18 protein-coding genes are annotated in these 21,553 nt (G+C 67.2%); 11 read left to right on the plus strand and 7 right to left on the minus strand.

Translation table 11 applies throughout. From position 1 onward, the window contains the following. Positions 1-110 precede the first annotated feature (110 nt). Positions 111-683 (minus strand): 5-formyltetrahydrofolate cyclo-ligase, encoded by a 573-nt coding sequence (locus tag ACF8ML_RS24955; protein WP_016446506.1) that lies wholly within the window; start codon positions 681-683, stop codon positions 111-113. A 15-nt stretch (positions 684-698) separates the two neighbouring features. Between ACF8ML_RS24955 and ACF8ML_RS24960 the strand changes: the two genes are divergently transcribed. Then, complete coding sequence (locus ACF8ML_RS24960; RefSeq protein ID WP_016446505.1) at positions 699-2,678, plus strand: lytic transglycosylase domain-containing protein; 1,980 nt, start codon at positions 699-701, stop codon at positions 2,676-2,678. Between the two features lie 108 nt (positions 2,679-2,786). After that, positions 2,787-3,350 carry a DUF4124 domain-containing protein gene (locus ACF8ML_RS24965; protein WP_047326228.1) on the plus strand — a complete coding sequence of 188 codons (564 nt, stop codon included), beginning with the start codon at positions 2,787-2,789 and terminating at the stop codon, positions 3,348-3,350. Between the two features lie 14 nt (positions 3,351-3,364). On the opposite strand, the gene ACF8ML_RS24970 is transcribed toward ACF8ML_RS24965, so the two are convergent. The 4 genes from ACF8ML_RS24970 to ACF8ML_RS24985 all read right to left on the minus strand — a co-directional run bounded on the left by ACF8ML_RS24970 (position 3,365) and on the right by ACF8ML_RS24985 (position 9,870). Next, positions 3,365-4,045 carry a Fe2+-dependent dioxygenase gene (locus ACF8ML_RS24970; RefSeq protein WP_016446503.1) on the minus strand — a complete coding sequence of 227 codons (681 nt, stop codon included), beginning with the start codon at positions 4,043-4,045 and terminating at the stop codon, positions 3,365-3,367. A gap of 110 nt (positions 4,046-4,155) precedes the next feature. After that, positions 4,156-6,456, minus strand: coding sequence for a catecholate siderophore receptor Fiu (locus tag ACF8ML_RS24975; protein ID WP_392408254.1), 2,301 nt, complete (start codon positions 6,454-6,456; stop codon positions 4,156-4,158). Between the two features lie 672 nt (positions 6,457-7,128). Further along, positions 7,129-8,088 (minus strand): MBL fold metallo-hydrolase, encoded by a 960-nt coding sequence (locus tag ACF8ML_RS24980; protein ID WP_047326227.1) that lies wholly within the window; start codon positions 8,086-8,088, stop codon positions 7,129-7,131. Positions 8,089-8,169: 81 nt separating this feature from the next. Continuing rightward, entirely contained in the window at positions 8,170-9,870 is a 1,701-nt protein-coding gene (locus ACF8ML_RS24985; RefSeq protein WP_047326226.1) for an AMP-binding protein, read from the minus strand. Positions 9,871-10,071: 201 nt separating this feature from the next. Here ACF8ML_RS24985 and ACF8ML_RS24990 point away from each other — a divergent pair, with 201 nt between their 5' ends. Beyond that, entirely contained in the window at positions 10,072-11,061 is a 990-nt protein-coding gene (locus ACF8ML_RS24990; RefSeq protein WP_047217748.1) for a triacylglycerol lipase, read from the plus strand. Here the strand turns inward: ACF8ML_RS24990 and phhA are convergent. Continuing rightward, positions 10,995-11,906, minus strand: a complete 912-nt coding sequence (phhA, locus tag ACF8ML_RS24995; protein ID WP_016446498.1) for a phenylalanine 4-monooxygenase — start codon at positions 11,904-11,906, stop codon at positions 10,995-10,997. The genes ACF8ML_RS24990 and phhA overlap by 67 nt on opposite strands. Before the next feature lie 64 nt (positions 11,907-11,970). Then, entirely contained in the window at positions 11,971-13,089 is a 1,119-nt protein-coding gene (locus ACF8ML_RS25000) for a tripartite tricarboxylate transporter substrate binding protein (protein WP_235434573.1), read from the minus strand. A gap of 374 nt (positions 13,090-13,463) precedes the next feature. Here ACF8ML_RS25000 and ACF8ML_RS25005 point away from each other — a divergent pair, with 374 nt between their 5' ends. The 8 genes from ACF8ML_RS25005 to rfbD all read left to right on the plus strand — a co-directional run bounded on the left by ACF8ML_RS25005 (position 13,464) and on the right by rfbD (position 21,551). Further along, the gene (locus ACF8ML_RS25005; RefSeq protein ID WP_016446496.1) at positions 13,464-13,946 is read left to right on the plus strand and encodes an Lrp/AsnC family transcriptional regulator; all 483 of its coding nucleotides are present in this window, start codon (positions 13,464-13,466) and stop codon (positions 13,944-13,946) included. A gap of 135 nt (positions 13,947-14,081) precedes the next feature. Next, on the plus strand, positions 14,082-14,807 hold the full coding sequence (locus ACF8ML_RS25010) for a GNAT family N-acetyltransferase (RefSeq protein ID WP_016446495.1): 726 nt from the start codon (positions 14,082-14,084) through the stop codon (positions 14,805-14,807). A gap of 106 nt (positions 14,808-14,913) precedes the next feature. Continuing rightward, positions 14,914-15,795, plus strand: a complete 882-nt coding sequence (locus tag ACF8ML_RS25015) for an HlyC/CorC family transporter (RefSeq protein ID WP_016446494.1) — start codon at positions 14,914-14,916, stop codon at positions 15,793-15,795. Between the two features lie 91 nt (positions 15,796-15,886). Beyond that, positions 15,887-17,494 carry an apolipoprotein N-acyltransferase gene (lnt, locus tag ACF8ML_RS25020; protein WP_047326224.1) on the plus strand — a complete coding sequence of 536 codons (1,608 nt, stop codon included), beginning with the start codon at positions 15,887-15,889 and terminating at the stop codon, positions 17,492-17,494. Positions 17,495-17,672: 178 nt separating this feature from the next. Next, complete coding sequence (gene fabA / locus ACF8ML_RS25025; RefSeq protein ID WP_016446492.1) at positions 17,673-18,197, plus strand: bifunctional 3-hydroxydecanoyl-ACP dehydratase/trans-2-decenoyl-ACP isomerase; 525 nt, start codon at positions 17,673-17,675, stop codon at positions 18,195-18,197. Then, complete coding sequence (gene fabB, locus ACF8ML_RS25030) at positions 18,194-19,417, plus strand: beta-ketoacyl-ACP synthase I (protein WP_016446491.1); 1,224 nt, start codon at positions 18,194-18,196, stop codon at positions 19,415-19,417. Before fabA ends, fabB begins: the two co-directional genes overlap by 4 nt. Before the next feature lie 164 nt (positions 19,418-19,581). Beyond that, the gene (rfbB, locus tag ACF8ML_RS25035; RefSeq protein WP_016446490.1) at positions 19,582-20,652 is read left to right on the plus strand and encodes a dTDP-glucose 4,6-dehydratase; all 1,071 of its coding nucleotides are present in this window, start codon (positions 19,582-19,584) and stop codon (positions 20,650-20,652) included. Next, positions 20,649-21,551 carry a dTDP-4-dehydrorhamnose reductase gene (rfbD, locus tag ACF8ML_RS25040; protein WP_043789905.1) on the plus strand — a complete coding sequence of 301 codons (903 nt, stop codon included), beginning with the start codon at positions 20,649-20,651 and terminating at the stop codon, positions 21,549-21,551. The genes rfbB and rfbD overlap by 4 nt, the downstream gene beginning before the upstream one ends. Positions 21,552-21,553 lie beyond the last annotated feature (2 nt).

The following is a 21,553-nucleotide window of genomic DNA, read 5'->3' on the forward strand; positions in this document are numbered from 1 at the left end:
GAGCAAGGGCCTAAGCCGGCCGCGCCGCCCCGCAGTGAGGGTGTCGTCCCCCTCCCCCGCGAAGCGGGCAGAGAGGGGGAAGGCGTGCAGCGCCTCAGGGGGTGCTTGTTCTACACCGGCCAGACGACTCCGTGGTCGTTCAAGATGGCGTCCAGGGGCAGGTCATGCGGCTCGGGCTCGAACTCGTCCACATAGCCGCAGCCGTAGCCCAGGCCCACGGTGAAGGGCCTGGGCTGCAGCTCGGCCAGGGTGCGGTCGTAGAAACCGCCGCCATAGCCCAGGCGGTAGCCACCGGCCGCGTAGCCCACGCAGGGCACGAACAGCAGGGTGGGGGTCAGGGTTTCGGTGTCCTTGGGCTTGGGAATGCCGTAAGCATCCTCTTCCATGGGACAGCCCGGGTACCAGGCGTGAAAGCTGAGTGTCTTACGCTGCTTGTCGATCACGGGCAATCCGATGCGGCGTCTTTGTGGGGTACCCTGTAGCTCGCCATCTTCCTTCCACCGGTGAAGCGCTGGCAGCGGGTCGAACTCCCCCTTGATCGGCCAATAGGCGCCGATGATGCTGTCGGGCCGCTGTATCAGCCAAAAGCGCATGACCTGCTGCAGCGCGTCGGCGCGCTGCAATCGGTCGGGAAGGTTGAGGCGCTGGTCTATCAAGCTGCGGCGCAGGGCTGCTTTGTCCATCAGATAATTTCCTCCATGCACTGGCTGAAGATTTTGACACCGCTTCTGGCGGCTTCCCTCTGGACCACCGCAGCCACGCCTGCGCTGGCGCAAAACCGTGGCGACGACGTCCTGCTGGAAATGCAGCAGGCCTTTCGCAAGGGCGACAAGGCCAAGCTCACGCAGCTGCTGCCTTCTGCGCGTGGCCATGTGCTCGAACCTTGGGCCGCCTATTGGGAACTCAAGGCCCGGCTCGAAGAAGCCAGTGCCGACGAGATTCTGGGGTTTTTCAAGCGCTGGCCCGGCACCTACCAGGAAGACCGGCTGCGCAATGACTGGCTGCTGCTGCTGGGGCAGCGGCGCGACTGGGGCATGTTCGATCAGGTGCACGGGGCGTTTCGCATGCGCGATGACCGTTCCGTCAACTGCTATGCCCTGCTGATCGACAACCTCAAGGGCCAGCCTGCCGCCAATCTTGGCCAGCAGGTCCGCGACCTGTGGTGGGCCCAGCGCGACGCCGACGACGGCTGCACCTATGCTGCCGGCGAGCTGTACGCAGCCAAGCAGATCAGCGAGCCCGAAGTCTGGCGCAAGGCACGCCAGTCGGCCGAGGCCAATCGCCAGAAGGCCACACGCGATGCCGTGGCCATCGTCGCGCCCGAGGCCCTGCCCCAGGTGGCGCAGGTATTCGCCTCGCCGGCGAAATACCTTGCCGGGCAGACGCGCGTGCGTGGTGCCGTGCCCAAGGAACTGGCGCTGCTGGCGCTGATCCGCATGGCGTCCAGCGACCCGGCGGCGGCGGCCACCCAGCTGGAAGGCGGCTGGGGTGCCCGGCTGACGGCCGAGGAGAACAACTGGGCCTGGGGCGTGATCGGCAAGCAGGCCGCGCTCAAGCTGCAGCCCGAGGCTGCGGCCTATTTCGGCAAGGTGCGCAAGGACGGCGATCTCAGCGACGAACTGCTGGGTTGGAAGGTGCGTGCCGCGTTGCGTGCAGGCGACTGGCGCACGGTGCGCCGCGCCATCGACGCCATGGGACCTGAGCGCACCGAACACACATGGACCTACTGGAAGGCCCGCGCCCTGCTGTCGGGCCGCCCCAGCGAGCAGGAGCGCTCCGAGGCGCGCCAACTGCTGGAGGACATGGCCGGCCCCGGCAGTTTCTACGAACAGCTGGCGCTGGAGGACATCGGCCAGCGCGTGACGGCCCCACCGCCGCCTGCGCCGCCCACGGCACAGGAGAAGGCCGCCGCCCGCGCCAACCCCAGTCTGGTGCGCGGCCTCTACGCCATCCAGAACGGCCTGCGCAGCGAAGGCGTGCGTGAATGGAACTACGCCACCAACCTGCACCAGGCCGGCGGCATGAACGACCGCGAACTGCTTGCTGCCGCCGACCTGGCCTGCCAGCAGCAGGTCTGGGACCGCTGCATCAACACCAGCGAGCGCACGCGCAGCTTTGCCGACTGGAGCCAGCGCTTTCCCATGCCCTTCCACGACACGGTGCTGGCGCGCTCGCGTTCCATCGGGCTGGACCCTGCCTATGTCTATGGACTGATCCGCCAGGAAAGCCGCTTCATCATGGATGCGCGCTCGGGCGTAGGCGCCTCGGGCCTGATGCAGGTCATGCCGGCCACGGCCCGGTGGACGGCGCGCAAGATCGGCATGACGGACTTTTCCCCGTCCATGATCAATGACCGCGATGTGAATATCACCATAGGCACCGCCTATCTGAAGCTGGCGCTGGACGATTTCGACGGCTCCATGGCGCTGGCTGCGGCCGGCTACAACGCCGGCCCCGGCCGCCCGCGCAACTGGCGCAACGGCCCGGTGCTCGACGCCGCCATCTGGGCCGAGAACGTGCCCTTCACCGAGACGCGCGACTATGTGAAGAAGGTGCTGTCCAACACCACCAACTACGCGGCGCTGATCACGGGCCAGCCCCAGTCGCTCAAGAGCCGCCTGGGCACCATCGGCCCGCGTGATGCGGCCACGCCCGACCCCAGCAAGGATCTGCCCTGAGCCGCACTTGACATTCCTGCGGGGTGCGGCGATGCCTGTCGGCGCTACACTTGGTTACCGACTGGCGGGCCGCATGCCGCGGCCCCGGATACCGCAGGGGTTTCAAGAATGACAACAACAGGGAGCCGCGCGGCCTGGGTCGCGCTGGGTCTTGCATGGGCGTGCACGGCGGCGGCGCAGCCCGTCTACAAATGGGTGGATGCCGAAGGGCGCACGCACTACGGTTCGCAGCTGCCCGTCGACCAGGCCGATGCCGGCCAGATCAAGGTCTCGCCCAATGGCAGCTCGGGCGCAGGCTCGGGCCGGTTTGGCGAAGAGCGCAATCCCGACGGCACGAAGAAGCTGCCCAGGCAGGTGCGCGAGCTGGCGGACGGTGTGGCCAAGGGCCTGAGCAAGGTCGATTCCAAGGAGGTGCCGCTGAACTGCGCAGCCGCCGTGGACAACATCCGCAGCCAGGTGGACACCATGGTCGAGAACGGCCAGAAGAACCTCAAGGGCGGCTACATCACGCAGGCGCAGTTCGATGCAACCGCGGGCAAGTTCCGCGAGGCGCGCACGCACGCCACGGTGGCCGACTGCCAGGCCTCCACGGGCCGCTCCAAGGCCATGTACCAGTGCATGTCCAACAGCTACAACCACCTGATCGGCTGCGCGGAAAAGCACAAGCCCTGAAGCGATCCCATCCCTCAGGTCTCGGCCCACATGCGCAGCAGGTTGTGATATTGGCCCGCGAGGCTGAGGGTTTCATCGGTCTCGCCCAGTTTTTCGCGCAGGCGCTGGATGGTCTGGTCCATCTCGAACAGCATGGCGCGGCGTGTGTCGTCGCGCACCATGCTTTGCGCCCAGAAGAAGGCGCACACGCGCTCGCCCCGGGTGACGGGCTCCACGCGGTGCAGGCTGGTGGAGGGATAGAGGATCAGGTCGCCGGCCGGCAGCTTGACCTCGTGCGTGCCGTAGGTGTCCACCACGACCAGCTCGCCGCCATCGTAGTCCTCGGGATCGCAGAGGAAGAGGGTGCAGGACACATCGGTGCGCATCCACTGCTGCGCGCCTGGCAGGCGCCGTGCCGCACCGTCCACGTGCAGGCCATAGGTTTCACTGTCTGCATAGCGGTTGAACAGCGGCGACATGGTGCGCGCGGGCAGGGCGGCACTGAAGTACAGCGCATTGGCCGCCAGCGCCTGCTCGATGGTGCGGCCCTGCTCCAGTGCCACGGGCGAGTCTTCGGGCAACTGGCGGTTGCGCTTGACCCGGGCGCCTTGGCTGCCCGCCGTGGCACGGCCATCCACCCAGTCGGCGGCGTCGATGGCTGTGCGGATCGCAGTGACCTGCTGGCGCGTGAGCACGTCGGGAATGTGCAGCATCATGGTGCGGGTCTTCCTCGCATGGAAAAAGCCCCGGCGGGGCCGGGGCGGTACTGGGATTGTCGGCGTTCTGCGCGCGGCAAGGCCGGCGCGGCCGCCCGTCTTGCATCCACTCAGAAGCGGAAGTTCGCCGTCACGCGCACGGAGCGCGGCGTGCCCGGGAAATAGCGGTAGCCGCTCTTGTTGATGGCGCCCACATACTCCTTGTCGAACAGGTTGTAGAAGTTCAGCTGGATGTCGGCGTTCTTGTTGATGCGGTAGCTCGCCATGGCGTCGAAGACCCAGTAGGCATCGGTGAAGTTGGGCGTGCCCACGGCGCCGTCGGTGCCACGCTTGAGTCCGCCCGAGTAGCGCGCCCCGCCAGCCAGCGTCAGGCCGAACGGGAACTGGTAGCTGGTCCACAGTGAGAAGGCGTTCTTGGGCGTATAGGTCAGGCCGCTGGAGCCGTCCTGCGCCACGGTGGCGCCCGTGTCCACCTTGGTGTCCTGCAGCGTGTAGCCGGCAGTCACGCCCCAGGCGGGCGTGATCTGGCCCGTGGCGCCCAGCTCCAGGCCCTGCACGATCTTCTTGCCGGTCTGTCCCACGGTGCCGTCAGGGTTGGTGACGATCTCGTTGGTGATCTCGGTGCGGAACAGCGCGCCTGTCAGCAGCAGGCGCTTGTCCATCAGCTCCCACTTGGTTCCCAGTTCGGCGGTCTTGGCCTTTTGCGGGTCCATGTTGGGGTTGTTGGCGTTGTTGGCGGCCGTGGACAGCGTGAAGTTGGCTCCGCCCGGTGGCTGCTGCGACAGGGCGTAGTTCACGTACACGCTGCCATTGGGCGCGGGCTTGTAGAGGCCGCCGATCTTCCAGCTCAGCAGGGTGTCGGAGGCCTCCAGGCCCACGGCGCTGGGCAGCACGGTGCCTGCAGGATTGCTGCCGCAGGCCGGGCCGCTGCGGCCGCCGCAGACGGCGCGTGCGTCGTACTGCGTCTTGTAGCGGTCCAGGCGCAGGCCGGCGTTGGCCTGCCATTGCTCGTTGAACTTGAGCGTGTCGAAGGCGTACAGCGCAAAGGTGTCGGTCGAGCCCTTGCTGTCGGCGCCGTTGCGCGACCAGTTCAGGCCGGAGCTGGGCACCTGCGGGTCATAGAGGCTGGCATTGGGCCAGGCGCCCGTGGTGCCCGTGCCGTAGTTGCTCTGCTTTTCGCGCGTGATCTCCACCCCGGTGCTCAGCTCGTGCCGCACGCTGCCTGTCGCCAGCTTGGTCGTCAGGTTGGTCTGGTTGGTGACGATGTCGTTGACCTGGTTCTTGAAGGTCGGCAGGCTGCGTGACACGGTCCAGTCGGCGGGATTGCTGCTGTTGTTGCTGGACAGCGTCATGAAGGCCGTGAGCAGGTAGTCCTGCTTGGTGCGGCCCCAGCGCGTGGTGTTGCGCAGCGTGGTGTCGGGCGTGAAGTCGTGCTCCACGCGCAGCGTGACCATGTCGGCCGTCACGTCGTCGTGGTCGGCGCTGGTGCCGTAGAAGCGGCTGGGGTCCACGGGGCGGCCCGCGTTCAGGCGCGCATCGGTGTTGCTGTAGCCGGGCAGGCCGATGGTGGGCACGCCGCCGTCCGGCACATTGCTTTGCTTGACGTGCAGCACGTTCAGATAGGTGCGCGTGTCGGTGTTCAGTCCGAAGGCGAACGACGGTGCGATGCCCCAGCGGTCATTGGCCACGCGGTCGCGGCCGGCGACGCCGGCGTCCTGCACCATGGCGTTGAGCCGGAAGGCCGCACCGCCCATCCCGGTCAGGCTCTTGTTCCAGTCCACGGTGGAGCGCTTGTAGCTGCCCGAACCCGCGCCCAGCGAGGCGCCGAAGCTGTCGGCCAGGCTGGGCTGCTTGGTGACCATGTTGATGGCGCCGGTGGGCGCGCTGCGGCCGTAGTCGGTGCTGGCCGGGCCCTTGGTGACTTCCACCTGCTCGGTGTTGAACACGTCGCGCGAGATGGAGCCCACGTCGCGCACGCCGTCCACATAGATGCTGTTGGAGGTGTCGAAGCCGCGCATGTAGATGGCATCACCCGTGCTGGTGTTGCCGTTCTCGCCCGCGTAGAAGGTGCCGGCGCCGGGCACGTTGCGCAGCGCCTCGGTCAGCGTGGTGGCGCCTTGTTCCTGCAGCACCTGCTCCTTGATGACGGAGATGGTCTGCGTCGTGTCCACCAGCGGCTGGGTGAACTTGGGGGAGGAGACCTGTGCGGGTTCGTAGCCGGTGCTGCGCGAGCCTTCGACGGTCACTTCCTTGAGGCTGGGCGCGGTCCTGGCGCTGGGCGTCTGTGTCTGGGCCACGGCCGGCAGGCCCAGGGTGGCCAGGGCCGCGGCTGCAGCGATGATGCCGGCCGACGGCGAGCGGCCAGCGGTGTCGTGTTTGCGGCTTTTGATGTACGAGTTGGAGTTCGCCATGGTTGAACGGAAAGCGGGATGGGCAGTGAACATGCTGGCTTGCTGGCCGGCGTTGCGCGGGCGGCTGGAGAGCTGTCTTGGCTTGCCGGTGCTGGCTGGATCAGGCAGTTTTGCCTGGATTGAGAATGGTAATGATTCCTAATAAAAATATAAGAATAATCTGATAAGTGAATGGATGGCCGTTGCCGCCCAGCAACAGCCCTGTCTCGGAACTTCAGCGTGGCGACCAGCCTGGCCGAGCGCGCCCCGCCCGGGATGTGGCGCGCGCCGCCGCTGTTCAGGCTGGCGATGTAACGCTGGTTGGCGAGGTTGTAGACGTTCAGCTGCAGGCTCAGGTTCGCGCTGAGCTCCCAGGCCATGAAGGCGTACAGCGCAAGGGTCTTGGTGTGGCCTTCGTTGATCTGGCCGGCATAGCGGATGTCCTGGCCCGTGATCGCATCGCTGACGCCGGGATCGTAGAGATTGGCGGGCGCCAGGGCGCTTGCGCCCGTACTCGGAACCCGAGGCGCCCTTGACGATCTCGATGTCCTCGATGTTGAAGGTGTCGCGCATCGGGCTGCCCAGGTTGCGCACGCGGTCGATGAAGATGCTGCCCGTGGTGCCGCAGCTGCGCAGTGCTTGCGGCCGGTGATGTGATTGGCGTGGTTTGCGCCTATCGCGGATCTGTTTCGTTCAGGCGTTGTGAACCCATTCGCCCTCGCGCTGCGCCGCGCCCGATTGCACCAGCGCATCCACCAGCGTGCGGCCCCAGTGCTCGGCGGTCTCGTGGCTGAAATAGCCTGCATGCAGCATGCCGAAGTAGGGCGTGGCGTCCAGCCAGGCCAGCAGTTCAGTGGTGCGCACGCGCTGCCAGTCCAGTAGCCGGTACTTGAGCAGCACCTTGGCCGCGTAGAGGGCATGGCGCTCGGGGGCGCGCACAAAGCCGTCCAGGCGGCGGCGCGCCGTGTCCAGCGCCGCGGCCACGCCCGTGAAAACGCCGCCGTGGCCGGGGACGATGGTGAGCGGGGCCAGGGCCTCGATCACATCCAGCGTGGCGGCCACTTCCTCGAAGGCCTGCAGGCCCTCGATTTCGGGAAACACCACGCCGAAGCCGTTTTCCCAGAGCGCATCGGCCGAGATCAGTGTGCGGCTGGCAGGCTCGAACAGGATGATGGAGTGCGGGTCATGCCCCGGCGCGGCATGGATCTGCCAGTCGCGCCCGGCCAGCCGCACGCTGGCGCCGGGCTGCAGTACGCCGGTCAGCGCAAATGGCGGGCATTCCTGGCCGGTGGGGGTGTAGCTCAGCGCCTCGGGATTCCAGTGGCGCACGAATTCGGCCTGGCCCGGCGCGACATAGGTCCGGGCCTGCGGCCAGCGCGCCTGCAGTGCGGCATTGCCGCCGCAGTGGTCGCTGTGCAGATGGGTGTTGAGGATGCGCGCCAGCGGCTGGCCAGCCAGCGTCTGCTCGATCAGCAGCACGGTCTGATCGGCATGGCTGACGTAGCCGGTATCGACCACGGCCGCGCCGTCGTCCTGCGGATCGGCAGGGTCGGCCGCGAAGACGATGTTGTTGGCCGACAGCCAGCCGCGCTCCAGCACGGTCATGCCGCACGGCAGCGCAGCGGTGGCGCTTGTGGGGGCGAAGGAGTTCATGGGGGGAGAAGCCTTTCCCAAGGCTAACAGCCGCAGGCAGCCACGGCTGACGCGTGGGCTACAGCTGCGGCTGTCCGGATTTCAGGCGGGATCGCGCAGGGCGCGCCGCAGGATCTTGCCCACATTGGTCTTGGGCAGTTCGTCGCGGAACTCCACCTGCCGCGGGCGCTTGTAGCCGGTGAGCTGGTCATGGCAAAAGCGCATCACCTGGTCCTCGGTCAGTGCCGGGTCGCTGCGCACCACGTAGACCTTGATGGCCTCGCCCTGGCGCTCGTCGGCCACGCCCACGGCCGCGCATTCGAGCACGCCGGGGCACATGGAGATCACGTTCTCCAGCTCGTTCGGATAGACGTTGAAGCCGCTGACTACCATCATGTCCTTCTTGCGGTCGATGATGCGGGTGTAGCCTTCCTGGTCCATCACGCCGATGTCGCCGGTACGCATGTAGCCGTCGGCCGTGAAGGCCTTGGCGGTCTCGTCAGGCTGGTTGTAGTAGCCGCGCATGACGTTGGGGCCCTTGATGCACAGCTCGCCGGCCTCTCCCATGGGCAGATCGCGGCCTTCGTCGTCCTTGATGGCGATGGAGATGCCCGGCAGCGGCAGGCCGATGGTGCCGCTGAAGGCGGTGGCGGTGACGGGGTTGTTGGTGCCGATGGCGCAGGTCTCGCTCATGCCCCAGCCCTCGATCATCACGCTGCCCGTGACCTGCTGCCACTGGCGCGCCGTGCCCTCGCTGGCGGCCATGCCTCCGGCCTGCGACACGCGCAGCTGCGAGAAGTCCAGCTCGCGGAACTGGGCGTTGTTGAGCAGGGCGTTGAACAGGGTGTTGACGGCCGGCAGGATGTGGAAGGGCCGTTTCTGCAGCACCTTGACGAACTTGGGGATGTCGCGCGGATTGGGGATCAGGCTCAGGCTGGCCCCCATGCGCATGGCGAACAGGCTCACCGTGAGGGCGAAGATGTGGTACAGCGGCAGCGCCGCGATGATGTGCGTGTCCTGCGCGCTGACGCGCCCGTGCAGGGCCGGCGTGAACCAGGCATGCGCCTGCAGCGTGGCGGCCACGATGCAGCGGTGGGTGAGCACGGCACCCTTGGACAGCCCGGTGGTGCCGCCCGTGTATTGCAGGAAGGCCACCGAATCCAGTCCCGCCTGGCTGGGGCGCAGCTCTTTCTGGGCGCCGCGCGCCAGCGCCTGGGAAAAGGTCGTGACCTCGCGCACCGTGCCGCCCGCCCCGTCCAGCGGCAGGCTGTAGGCCGGCACCATCTTGGCCAGGTGGCGCACGGCGAAGGTGATCCAGCTGCCATACATGCCGCCCAGCAGATCGCCCATGGCCGTGACGCAGACATGGCGTATGGCGCTGCGCTCGATCACGTCGGCCAGGGTGTGGGCGAAGTTCTCCAGGATGATGATGGCCGTGGCGCCCGAGTCCTTGAGCTGGTGCTCCAGCTCGCGCGGCGTGTACAGCGGATTGACGTTGACACAGGTGTAGCCGGCGCGCAGCACGGCCGCCATGCTCACGGCGAACTGCGGCACATTGGGCAGCATGATGGCCACGCGCGCATCGGGCTCCAGCCCCAGACCCTGCAGCCAGGCGCCCAGGCGCGTGGACAGCTGGTCCAGCTCGCGGTAGCTCATCCAGCGGTCCATGCACACCGAGAAGGGCAGGTCCGCATGCTGGGTGAAGGCCTCCTCCAGCAGGTGCGTGAGCGAGCGGTATTGCTCGGGATGCACCTCGTGGGGCACATCGGCGGGATAGTTCTTGAGCCAGGGCGCAGCGTCCATGCAGGGTACCTTGGGTTGCTGGTGAGACAGGGGAACGGCAAAGGGGCAGGCGCCGGTCGGCCGGCCACCGCTGCGGCTGATTCTGGTCAGGCGGGTGCTTTGCGGTCTACGCGGGGTTGTCCTAGGCAGGGGCCGGCGTCCCCGCGAAAGTGCGGCCGCTCTGTGCTACGTTGGCGTTTTTTTCAGGGAGGGCGGGCTGCCGTGAACGCACGCATTCTGCAAATGGTGGCGCTGGGCACGCTGGCCGGCGCCATGGCCTGGCTGGCATGGTGGTGGCCGGAATCGCGCGGGCTGGCGCTGGCAGGAGCGCTGCCGGGCCTGTGCTGGCCGGGCCTGCATCTGGGCCTGCAGATGGTGTTGATGCGCCGCGTGGTGCGCAAGGCCGGCGCACCCGTGCCCGCCTGGCGCACGGTGGCGGCAGCCTGGCTCGCCGAGTGGGCATTGGCCGTGCAGGTGTTTGGCTGGCGCCTGCCCTTCCGGGTCCATGCCGAGGCCGACGGCTGGCCAGGTGACCCGGCCGCAGGACAAAACGCAAGCCCGGTCACAGGCCAGGTCGGCATGGTGCTGGTCCACGGTTTCTTCTGCAATCGCGCGGTCTGGGCGCCATGGCTGCGGCGGCTCAAGGAACGCGGCATTGCCTGCGCGGCCATGACGCTGGAGCCGGCGCACGGCGCATCCATCGACGCCATGGTGGCCGACCTCGATGCCTGCGCACGCCGCATGGCCCAGGCCACGGGGCGGGCGCCGCTGATCGTGGCCCACAGCATGGGCGGACTGGTGGTGCGTGCCTGGCTGGGCCGGTTGTCCGCGCAGGAGCGCCGGCAACTGGCTGCCCATGTGGTGACCCTGGCCACGCCGCACCGCGGCACCTGGATGGCGCGCTTCGCCCATGGCCTGCCGGCGCTTCAGATGCGCGAGGACAGTCCCTGGCTGCAGCGCCTGGGGCCGCCGCCGCCCGAGGTGGCCTTCAGCTGCTGGTGGAGCTGTTGCGACAACATCGTCTTTCCCTTCCCCGTGGCCACGCTGCCAGGGCAGCACGCGCACCGCCTGGACGACGTGGCCCATGTGCAGCTGGTGTTCGACGAGCGCGTCTGGCGCTTTTGCCTGGAGCTGCGCGAGCGGCTTCAGGACGCGGAAGTCTGCAGGGCCACTTCACCGGGCAGCAGTGCATCGGCCGCGATGGTCGGCTGATCGCGCAGCTGGCGGTACAGCGGCTCGAAATCGGCGGCCGTGAGGTCGAACAGCTGCTGCAGGTCGTCGATCACGAAGTAGGTGTGCTGGTAGGTGTCGATCTTGTAGAGCGTGCGCATGGCGCGCTCCAGCGACAGCGGCAGGCGCTGCGGCTCGGGGCTGCGCACCGAGTAGTTGAGCTCACCCGAAGAACTCAGAATGCCCGCGCCGTAGGCGCGCAGGCCGCCCTGCTCGCGGATCAGCCCGAACTCGATGGTGTACCAGTACAGGCGCGACAGCATCTCGCAGGCGCCCAGCTCGGCGGCCTTGAGCCCGCCCTGGCCATAGGCCTGGATGTAGTCGGCGATGACGGGGTTGAACAGCAGCGGCACATGGCCGAAGAGGTCATGGAAGACATCGGGCTCGACGATGTACTCGAACTCCTCGGGCTTGCGGATCCAGTCCGTGACCGGGAATTTGCGGTTGGCCAGCAGCGAGAAGAAGGGCACCTCGGGAATCAGGCCCGGCACGCCGACGATCTCCCAGCCCGTGGCGCGGCGCAGGCGCTCGTTGACTTCCTCGAAGCGCGGAATGCGGTCCTTGGCGCCCAGCGAGGGCAGGGCGTCGATGAAGTGCTGGCTGGCCAGTCCCGGCAGCAGGGCGGACTGGCGTTCGTACAGGCGCCGGTAGGTGTCGTGGTCGGCCTCGGTGTAGGCGTCGTAGTCCTGCGCGCAGGTGTAGTCGTCGCTGGCGCGGCTGTAGTCGCCGCGCGGGGGGCGGTCGGCCTGGCCGTAGACCACGGGTGCCACACCGGGGGCGTGGGCAGGGGCGTGGGACGAGGTGGGGGTCGCTGCGGTGCTCATCATGGTGCTCTCCAGGGATCTTGTCATTGCTGCCCCGGGCCGGGGGCAGGCAAGGCACCTGCGCGGCTCAGAGCTGGCGGATTCGGGCGGCCTGCACCAGCAGGCCGTATTTGCTGTGCTCGGAGCGCACAAAGCGCGCGAACTCCTGCAGCTGAAGGTCTTCGGGCAGCACGCCCATGGCGGTCAGCGTTTCCTGCACCGGACTGCTGCGCATGGCCTTCGAGAACACGGCGGCATGGCGCTGGGCCAGGTCGGCGGGCCAGCCGGCAGGCGCGAACAGGCCGAACCAGTTGGCGAGGTTGAAGCCCGGTACCGTGTCGTTGAGGCTGGGCACCTCGGGCAGCAGCGGCACGCGTTCCAGCGTGGTCACGGCCAGGGCCTGCAGCCGGCCTGCACGGATGTGCGGCAGCGAGGACGCCAGGCTGTCGAACAGCAGATCGGCCGATCCGTCGAGCAGGGCCGACAGCGCCGGCTGCGTTCCGCCAAACGGCAGATGCAGCAGCGGCAGCCGTGTGAGCATCTGGTACATCTCGCCCGACAGGTGCCCGCTGCTGCCCGGCCCGCCCGAGGCATAGCGCAGCGGCTGGCGGTGCTTGGCAAGAAAGCGCTGCAGGTCCAGCGCCGTGCGTATGCGCCACTGGCGCGCCAGATCGCTGCGCATCACCAGCACATTGGGCATGCGCGCCACCAGCACCAGCGGCTGGAAGTCGCGCAGCGGGTCGTAGCCCAGCTGGGGCTGCAGCCAGGGCAGCACGGCGTGCGTGGCGGCCGCGCCCATCAGCAGCAAGCGGTCCTGGGCCGTGGCCTGGGCCACCATGTTCGAGCCCTTGGCGCCGCCTTCGCCCGGCACGTAAAGAATGTGGATGGCCCCCAGCTTCGCGGAGCTGGCCTCGACCAGAGGACGCGCCGTGCGGTCCAGGGGGCCGCCGGCTGCATAGGGAACGATCAGGGTCAGGGCGTCGGATTTCGCGTCGCGCGCCGGGGCTGTCAAGGCTGTCGGGGGCGGCTGGGGCGGCTGGGGCTGTGCCGAAGCCGGCAGCCAGGGCAGGGCGGCCAGGGCCGCCAGCAGGCTGCGCCGCGCCATCCGGGCCGACGGCTGCGGGCCGGCTGCCGCAGGTGCACGTACTGGCGCAGATGCACGGGCATCGCGTGGCATGGCGCGGGTGGCGTCGTGGCGGGGCGTCATGGCGTGAAGCGAAATGGAGGCGATCCCCGCAGTATAGGCAGCGCCGACTGCCGCTGAGGCCGCACGCGCCCATGTCCTGCGCGCGCCGGGCCGTCTGTGCGCGGGCGGGGAACTGGGCCAGGTTCAGCGGGGCTTTCATGGGGGTCTCCGGCCTTTTTGTGCAGGACAGTGTTTCGGGCGCCCCAGGCATGGCCTGCGGGCTTGCGATCAGTGCTGTCACTGTAGGCGGGAGGGGCTTCAGCTTTTTGCCGTTTGCCCTTGGTGGGAAAATGCGGAATGCATGAAAATTGCGGAATTCTTTTGTTTATCGCAATTTAACTGGTTAATTCGGGTTAACCCTGAAGAAATCCGTACTTATTTACGAGTCCACCGCCATGAGCGCCACGCACACCATCGACAAACTGGATCGGGCCATTTTGCGCCGCCTGCAGGCCAACGGCCGGGAAACCTATGACGTCATCGGGGAGCAGGTCGGCCTGTCTCCCAGTGCCGTGCTGCGCCGGGTCAAGCGCCTGGAAGACAGCGGCGTGATCGACCGCTATGTGGCCCTGGTCCAGCCGGAGACCGTGGGCCTGGGGCTGACCGCCTATCTCAACGTGCGCCTGGAGAAGTACACCGAGACCAGCAAGCGCAACCCCATGGACGTGTTCCGCGCCAGCGTGCAGACTTGGCCCGAAGTGGTGGAGTGCGTGTCGCTGACCGGGGAGATGGACTATCTGATGCGTGTGGTCGTGGCCGACATGCAGCACTACACGCGCTTCGTCATGGACACCTTGCTCAAGCATCCCAGCGTGCAGGATTGCAAGACCAGCTTCGTGATGGACCGCGTCAAGGTGACCACGGCCGTGCCTTTGTAGCTTTCGTGCTCGACAGGCGCCAGGCCGTTGGGTGTTGCAGGGAGGGGGAATTGGTTTGCATGCCAAAACCTTACGGTTTTGTTGCATTGCAATATCTTCGTTGCTCGACCTCGGGTTTTTACCTATATTTGAGCCATGAATGCATCCAAAGACTGGTTGAAGGCGTCCTGGCAGGCCGGCCGGGACATGTTGCGTGCGAGCGCAGGCCAGCCGCACCGTCCCGATGGGCGCTCCGCGTCCATGGTGCCCATTCGTTCGCTGGGCCCGTCCCACCGCGAACGCGTGGTGGCGCATTTGCTCAAGCTCGATGAAGGCGACCGCTACCTGCGCTTCGGCTATGCCGCCAGCGACGAGCAGGTTCGCCGCTATGCGATGCAGCTTGATTTCGAGCGCGACGACATCTTCGGCATCTACAACCGCCGGCTCGAGCTGATCGCCATGGCGCATCTGGCCTTTGCCTCGCATCCCGAGCACAAGAGCTGCGCCGAATTCGGCGTTTCCGTGCTCAAGCAGGCACGCGGCCGCGGCTACGGCGGGCGCCTGTTCAACCGCGCGGTGATCCATGCACGCACCAAGGGCGTGTCCATGATGTTCATCCACGCGCTGTCGGAGAACACGGCCATGCTCAAGATTGCGCGCAAGGCCGGCGCCACCATCAAGCGCGATGGCTCCGAGTCCGAGGCCTACCTGCAGCTGCCGCCCGCCGGCATCGACACGCACATGGCGTCGCTGATGACCGAGCACATCGGCGAGGTGGACTACCAGCTCAAGAAGCAGGCCAAGCAGTTCTGGGATTTCCTGGCCGACGTGCAGGAAATCCGCCGTGGCGTGCAGGATGGCCGCCACCAGGCCGGCGAATAGGCGCAAAACGCCGCAAAGGGAATTGGCGCAGCGCATGCAGGGGTGACGGAGCAATCCGCTATCCTTGCGGCTTGTTTCACTACCGCACGTCCTGCACTCCAAGACAGTGTCCGACCCCCATCCTGCGCGCTCTTCCGAGAAGGAAAGCAAGCGAAGCTTCCTGCAAAAGGTGGCCGAGTTCATCCACCCGGCCCCTGATTCTCCTGACGAGCTGATCGAGACCCTGGCCGACGCCGAGGACAACCAGGTCATCGGCCCCGAGTCTCGCGTCATGCTCGAACGCGTGATACGCATGGCCGACATGACGGCCGGCGACGTCATGGTCGCAGCCCCTCGCATGGACCTGGTCAACATCGACGCTCCGTTCGATGAACTGCTGCACCAGGTCATCACCACTGCACATTCGCGTTTCCCGGTCTACCAGGGCGAGCGCGAGAACATCATCGGCATCCTTCTGGCCAAGGACCTGCTCAAGCTGCAGCGTTCACCGGACCTGAACATCCGCGCCCTGCTGCGCCCCGCCGCCTTCGTGCCGGAGAGCAAGGGCCTGAATGATCTGCTGCGCGAGTTCCGGGGCAACCGCAACCATCTGGCCGTGGTCATCGACGAGTTCGGCCGCGTGGCAGGCCTGGTGACCATCGAGGATGTGCTGGAGGAAATCGTCGGCGAGATCGAGGACGAGTTCGACATCCCCGAGGACGAAGGCGACATCTTCGCCCTGGCCGACAACAGCTACCGCGTGGCGGGCGACACCACCATCGAGCATGTGAACGAAGCCTTCGAGGTCGCCCTGCATGCCCGCGATCCCGAAGATGAGTTCGACACCATCGGAGGCCTGATCGCCCACGAAATGGGCCATGTGCCCAAGCGCGGCGAGCAGATCCATCTGGCCGGCCTGGAATTCACCGTGCTGCACACCAAGGGCGGCGCCGTGCGCTGGTTCAAGGTGGTGCGCGATCCCGCAGCCGACAGTCTGCTGCGCAGCTGAGGCTGCCCCTTTCTATCCCCACCGACATCTCTCCCGTACCTGGCCGATGCCCCTGTCCAGTTCTTCCGCTTTTTCGCAAGACGGCCGGCGCATGGGCCGGCTCGCCGTGGGCGTGCTGCTGCTGCTTGCGGGTGCAGCCCAGGCCCTGTCGCTGGCCTGGCCCTGGGCGCGCGGCCAGGGCGACGGGCCGCTGAGCCTGGTCGGCGGCTATGGCCGCCCGCTGTGGTGGCTGCAGATTCTGTCGCTGGCCGTGCTGGCACGCGCCCTGCAGACGGCACAGCGCCCGGCCCAGGCGGCGGGGCGGGCCATGCTCTATGCCACCGCCTGGCTGGTGGCCACCTTCTGGTGGCTGTTCATCTCCATGCATGTCTATGGCGGCCTGCCTGCGCCGCTGGCCGTTGCCGCCGTGCTGGCGCTTGCGGCCTTCCTGGGCAGCTACTACGCGGTGGCCGCCTGGGGCTGGCACAAGCTGCGCCCCACCAGCACGGCGGGCGGCGCCTTGCTGTTCGCCGCCGTCTGGCTGCTGGCCGAATTGGCGCGTGGCTGGCTGTGGACCGGCTTTCCCTGGGGCGCGGGGGGCTATGCCCACGTCGAAGGGCCCCTGTCGGTGCTGCCGCGCTGGATCGGCGTCTACGGCACGGGGGCGGTGGCGTCCTGGCTGGCATATTGGCTGGCCGCCTTGGCGGCTGGTTCGCGGGGCGGACAAGCCCTTCGGCCTGCACGGTGCGCGGCCACTGTGGCGGCCCTGGTTCTGGCCTGGGGCGGGCTGTGGTGGCTTCGCGATGCCGCCATCAATGCACCATCGGCCGAACGGCCAGCGCTGAGCGTGGCCATGCTGCAGGGCAATATCCCGCAGGATGAGAAGTTCGAGGCCGGCAGCGGCATTCCGCTGGCCCTGGGCTGGTACGGGCGGGAGCTGCGCGCGGCCACGGCGCAGCTGGTGGTCGCACCCGAGACGGCCGTGCCCCTGCTGCCCCAGCAGTTGCCCGAGGAATACCTGGACCTGCTGCGCGAACCATATCTGAAGAAGGATGGCCGGCAGGCGGCGCTGCTGGGCATTCCGCTGGGCTCGGAAGAGGCCGGCTATACGAACTCGGTCGTGGGCTGGCAGCCTGGCCAGATCCAGGACTACCAATACGACAAGCACCATCTGGTGCCCTTCGGGGAGTTCATCCCGCCGCTGTTTCGCTGGTTCACGCAGATGATGAACATACCGCTGGGCGACTTCAACCGCGGCGCGCTGGGCCAGCCTTCCATGGCCTGGGCTGGCGAGCGGCTGTCACCCAACATCTGCTACGAGGATTTGTTTGGCGAAGAGCTGGGTGCACATTTCGGCAAGGCAGCGACGGCGCCCACGGTGCTGGTGAATTTCAGCAACATCGGCTGGTTTGGCGACAGCGTGGCGATCGACCAGCATCTGGCCATCAGCCGCATGCGGGCGCTGGAGTTCGAGCGCCCCATGCTGCGCGCCACCAATACCGGTGCCACGGTGGCCATCGACCACCGGGGCGTGGTGACGCACGCGCTGGTGCCTTACGAGCGCGCGGTGCTTGAGGCCAGTGTGCAGGGCCGCGAGGCCTTGACACCGTTTGCGCGCTGGGTGAATGCAGCAGGTCTGGTCCCGCTGTGCGCCGCTGCTGCGGCGGTGCTGCTGGTGGCCTGGATCGGCCGCCGCAGGGCCTCGGCTCAGGGGCTGTAGCCAAGTCCCGCGACCTGGGTCGGCGTGGCTTTTGTGGCAGAGTTTTGATGCGGCCTCGGGGTTTTGTTGCAGTCTGGCAACGTTCAGCCCCGATAATGCGCGGCTGCATGGTCCGCTGCGGGCCGCACCCATTCAGAGATAGAGGTGGCGTCAGTGCCGCCGTGGAGCAAGTTAGACAATGGCCGATTCTTTTTCGTATGAGCAACTGATCGCTTCGGGCGAAGGCAAGCTGTTTTCCGCAGACAGCGGGCGTCTGCCACTGCCTCCCATGCTGATGTTCGACCGCATCACGCACATCGACACGGATGGTGGCGCCCACGGCCTGGGCAAGATCGTCGCCGAACTCGACATCAAGCCTGATCTCTGGTTCTTCGACTGCCATTTCCGGGGCGACCCCGTCATGCCCGGCTGCCTGGGTCTGGACGCCATGTGGCAACTGATCGGCTTTTACCTGACCTGGCTGCGCCTTCCGGGCCGGGGCCGTGCGCTGGGCGCCGGCGAAGTCAAGTTCACGGGCGAAGTGGGTCCTGACGTCAAGCTCGTGACCTACGAAATCGACATCAAGCGCGTGATCAAGCGCAAGCTCAACATGGCCATCGGCGATGCACGCCTGCTGGCCGACGGCAAGGAAATCTACGTCGCCAATGACCTGCGCGTGGGCCTGTTCCTGCGCGAGGGTGAAGGCCAGGGAACGGCAGCATGACCAAACGTCGCGTAGTCATCACCGGCGCGGGCATTGTCTCGTGCATCGGCAACGACCTCGATACCGTGGAGACCTCGCTGCGCGAGGGGCGCACGGGCATCAAGGCCATGCCGAAGTTCACCGAACTGGGCATGCGCAGCCAGGTGGCCGGTGTGCCGGAGATCGACGTCGAGGCACGTATCGATCGCAAGCAGCTGCGCTTCATGGGCGATGCCGCTGCCTATGCGCAGATCGCGCTGGAAGATGCCATCGCCCAGGCCGGCCTGGCTCCCGAGCAGGTCAGCCATCCGCGTACCGGCCTGATCATGGGCTCGGGCGGCGGGTCGCCGGCCAACCAGATCGAGGCGGCCGACACGCTGCGCGAAAAGGGCATTCGCCGCGTCGGGCCCTACCAGGTCACGCGCTGCATGAGCTCCACGGTGTCCGCCTGCCTGGCGACCAACTTCAAGGTCAAGGGCATCAACTACTCCATCACCTCGGCCTGCTCCACCTCGGCGCACTGCATCGGCGCAGCGGCGCAGCAGATCGCCTGGGGCATGCAGGACGTGATGTTTGCCGGCGGCGGCGAAGAGCTGTCCTGGGGCATGGCACTGCTGTTCGACGGCATGGGGGCCATGTCCAGCAAGTACAACGACCAGCCCGAAAAGGCTTCGCGCGCCTATGACGCCCACCGCGACGGTTTCGTGATCGCAGGTGGCGGCGGCGCGGTGGTGCTGGAAAGCCTGGAGCACGCCCAGGCCCGGGGTGCGAACATCCTGGCCGAAGTCGTGGGCTTTGGCGCCACCAGCGATGGCGAGGACATGGTCGCGCCCTCGGGCGACGGCGCCATCGCCTGCATGCAGCAGGCCCTTGAAGGCCTCGAAGGCGGCGTGGACTACATCAACACCCACGGCACCTCCACGCCCGTGGGCGACATGCAGGAAGTGCGCGCCATGCGCGCGCTGTTCGGCGACCAGGTGCCGCCGTTCTCCTCCACCAAGTCGCTGACCGGCCACTCGCTGGGCGCCACCGGCGTGCAGGAAGCCATCTACTGCATGATCATGATGAACAAGGGCTTCATCGCGGGTTCGGTCAACGTGGACACGCCCGATCCCGCGCTGAACGACATGCCCCTGGTCACGCGCACACGCGATGCCCAGCTGAACACCGTGCTGTCCAACAGCTTCGGCTTCGGTGGCACGAACGCCTCGCTGGTGCTGCGCCGCTGGCAGGGCCAGTGAATACGCCCTGGTGTGTAAAAGGCGTGTCCTGAAGGAAAAAGCCCGCCTCCTGCGGGCTTTTTCACTGGTGAACGCCGACAATGCCCAGGTCGCGCGGGAGGCAGCACTGCAGGCTGCTGCCTGAATCCCGAACCAAGAACAATGAAATTTTGCAAGGTTGAACCATGATTCTTGTCACAGGCGGCGCCGGCTTCATCGGCGCCAATTTCGTGCTGGACTGGCTGGCTGCCGGCGATGAGCCGGTGCTCAACGTGGACAAGCTCACCTACGCGGGCAACCTCAAGAGCCTGGAGAGCCTGCAGGGCGATGCGCGCCATGTCTTCGTGCAGGCCGACATCGGCGATGGCGAAGTCCTGGCCCGCCTGCTGGCCGAGCACCAGCCGCGCGCCGTGGTCAACTTCGCGGCCGAAAGCCATGTGGACCGTTCCATCCACGGCCCCGAGGACTTCATCCAGACCAACGTGGTCGGCACCTTCCGCCTGCTCGAGGCCGTGCGCGGCTACTGGAGCGCGCTGGATGCCGAGGCCAGGGCGGCCTTCCGCTTCCTGCATGTCTCCACCGACGAGGTCTATGGCAGCCTGGCGCCAGCGGCACCGGCCTTCACCGAAGACCATAACTACGAGCCCAACAGCCCGTACTCGGCCAGCAAGGCCGCCAGCGACCACCTGGTGCGCGCCTGGCATCACACCTACGGCCTGCCCGTGCTGACCACCAACTGCAGCAACAACTACGGCCCGCTGCATTTCCCCGAGAAGCTGATCCCCCTGATGATCGTCAACGCCCTGGCCGGCAAGCCTTTGCCCATCTATGGCGATGGCATGCAGGTGCGCGACTGGCTCTATGTGCGCGACCATTGCAGCGCCATCCGCCGCGTGCTGGAGGCCGGCAAGCTGGGCGAGACCTACAACGTGGGCGGCTGGAACGAAAAGCCCAACGTCGAGATCGTGAACACCGTCTGCGCGCTGCTCGACGAGCTGCGCCCCAAGGCCGATGGCACCAGCTACGCTGCCCAGATCACCTATGTGAAGGACCGCCCCGGTCACGACCGGCGCTATGCCATCGACGCGCGCAAGCTCGAGCGCGAACTGGGCTGGAAGCCCGCGGAGACCTTCGAGACCGGCATCCGCAAGACCGTGCAGTGGTACCTGGACAATCCCGAGTGGGTGGCCGATGTGCAGTCCGGCGCCTACCGCGAATGGGTCAGCCGCCAGTACACGGAGGGAGCCGGCGCATGAAGCTGCTGCTGCTGGGCCGCAATGGACAGGTGGGCTGGGAGCTGCAGCGCAGCCTGGCGCCGCTGGGCGAGTTGATTGCGCTGGAGCGCCAGGGCGACGCCGGTGGCCAGGGCCTGTGCGGCGATCTCTCTCGCCTCGATGAACTCGCACGGACCGTGCGCGCTCTGCGTCCCGATGTCATCGTCAATGCCGCCGCCCACACGGCCGTGGACAAGGCCGAAAGCGAGCCGGAACAGGCGCGGCTGCTCAATGCGCTGGCTCCCCAGGTGCTGGCCCGCGAGGCGGCGCAGACTGGCGCGCTGCTGGTGCACTACAGCACGGACTACGTCTTCGACGGCAGCGGCAGCGCTGCGCGCACGGAGACCGAGGCCACGGCGCCGCTGTCCGTCTATGGCGGCAGCAAGCTCGAAGGCGAGCAGCTGATCCAGGCTTCGGGCTGCCGCCACCTGATCTTTCGCACCAGCTGGGTCTATGCGGCGCGCGGCGGCAACTTCGCCAAGACCATGCTGCGCCTGGCCCAGGAGCGCGAGGTGCTGAGCGTGATCGACGACCAATGGGGCGCGCCGACGGGGGCAGACCTGATCGCCGACGTGACGGCCCATGCCATCCGCCAGGTGCGGCGCCAGTCCGGCGGCGAAGGCCTGCACCATCTGGTGGCCGGTGGCGAGACCACCTGGCATGCCTACGCCAGCCATGTGATCGCCCGCGCCCGCGAACTCGCACCCGACCGGCCCTGGAAGGTGCAGCGCATAGCTGCCGTGCCCACCAGCGCCTTTCCGACCCCGGCGCAGCGTCCGCACAATTCCCGCCTGAACACCGAGCGGCTGCAGCAGACCTTCGGCCTGCGCCTGCCGCACTGGCAGGCCGGCGTGGACCGCATGCTGCAGGAAATCATCTGAGC

Source organism: Delftia sp. WSY_10, assembly GCF_043104705.1.
GTDB classification, from domain to species: domain Bacteria; phylum Pseudomonadota; class Gammaproteobacteria; order Burkholderiales; family Burkholderiaceae_C; genus Comamonas; species Comamonas tsuruhatensis.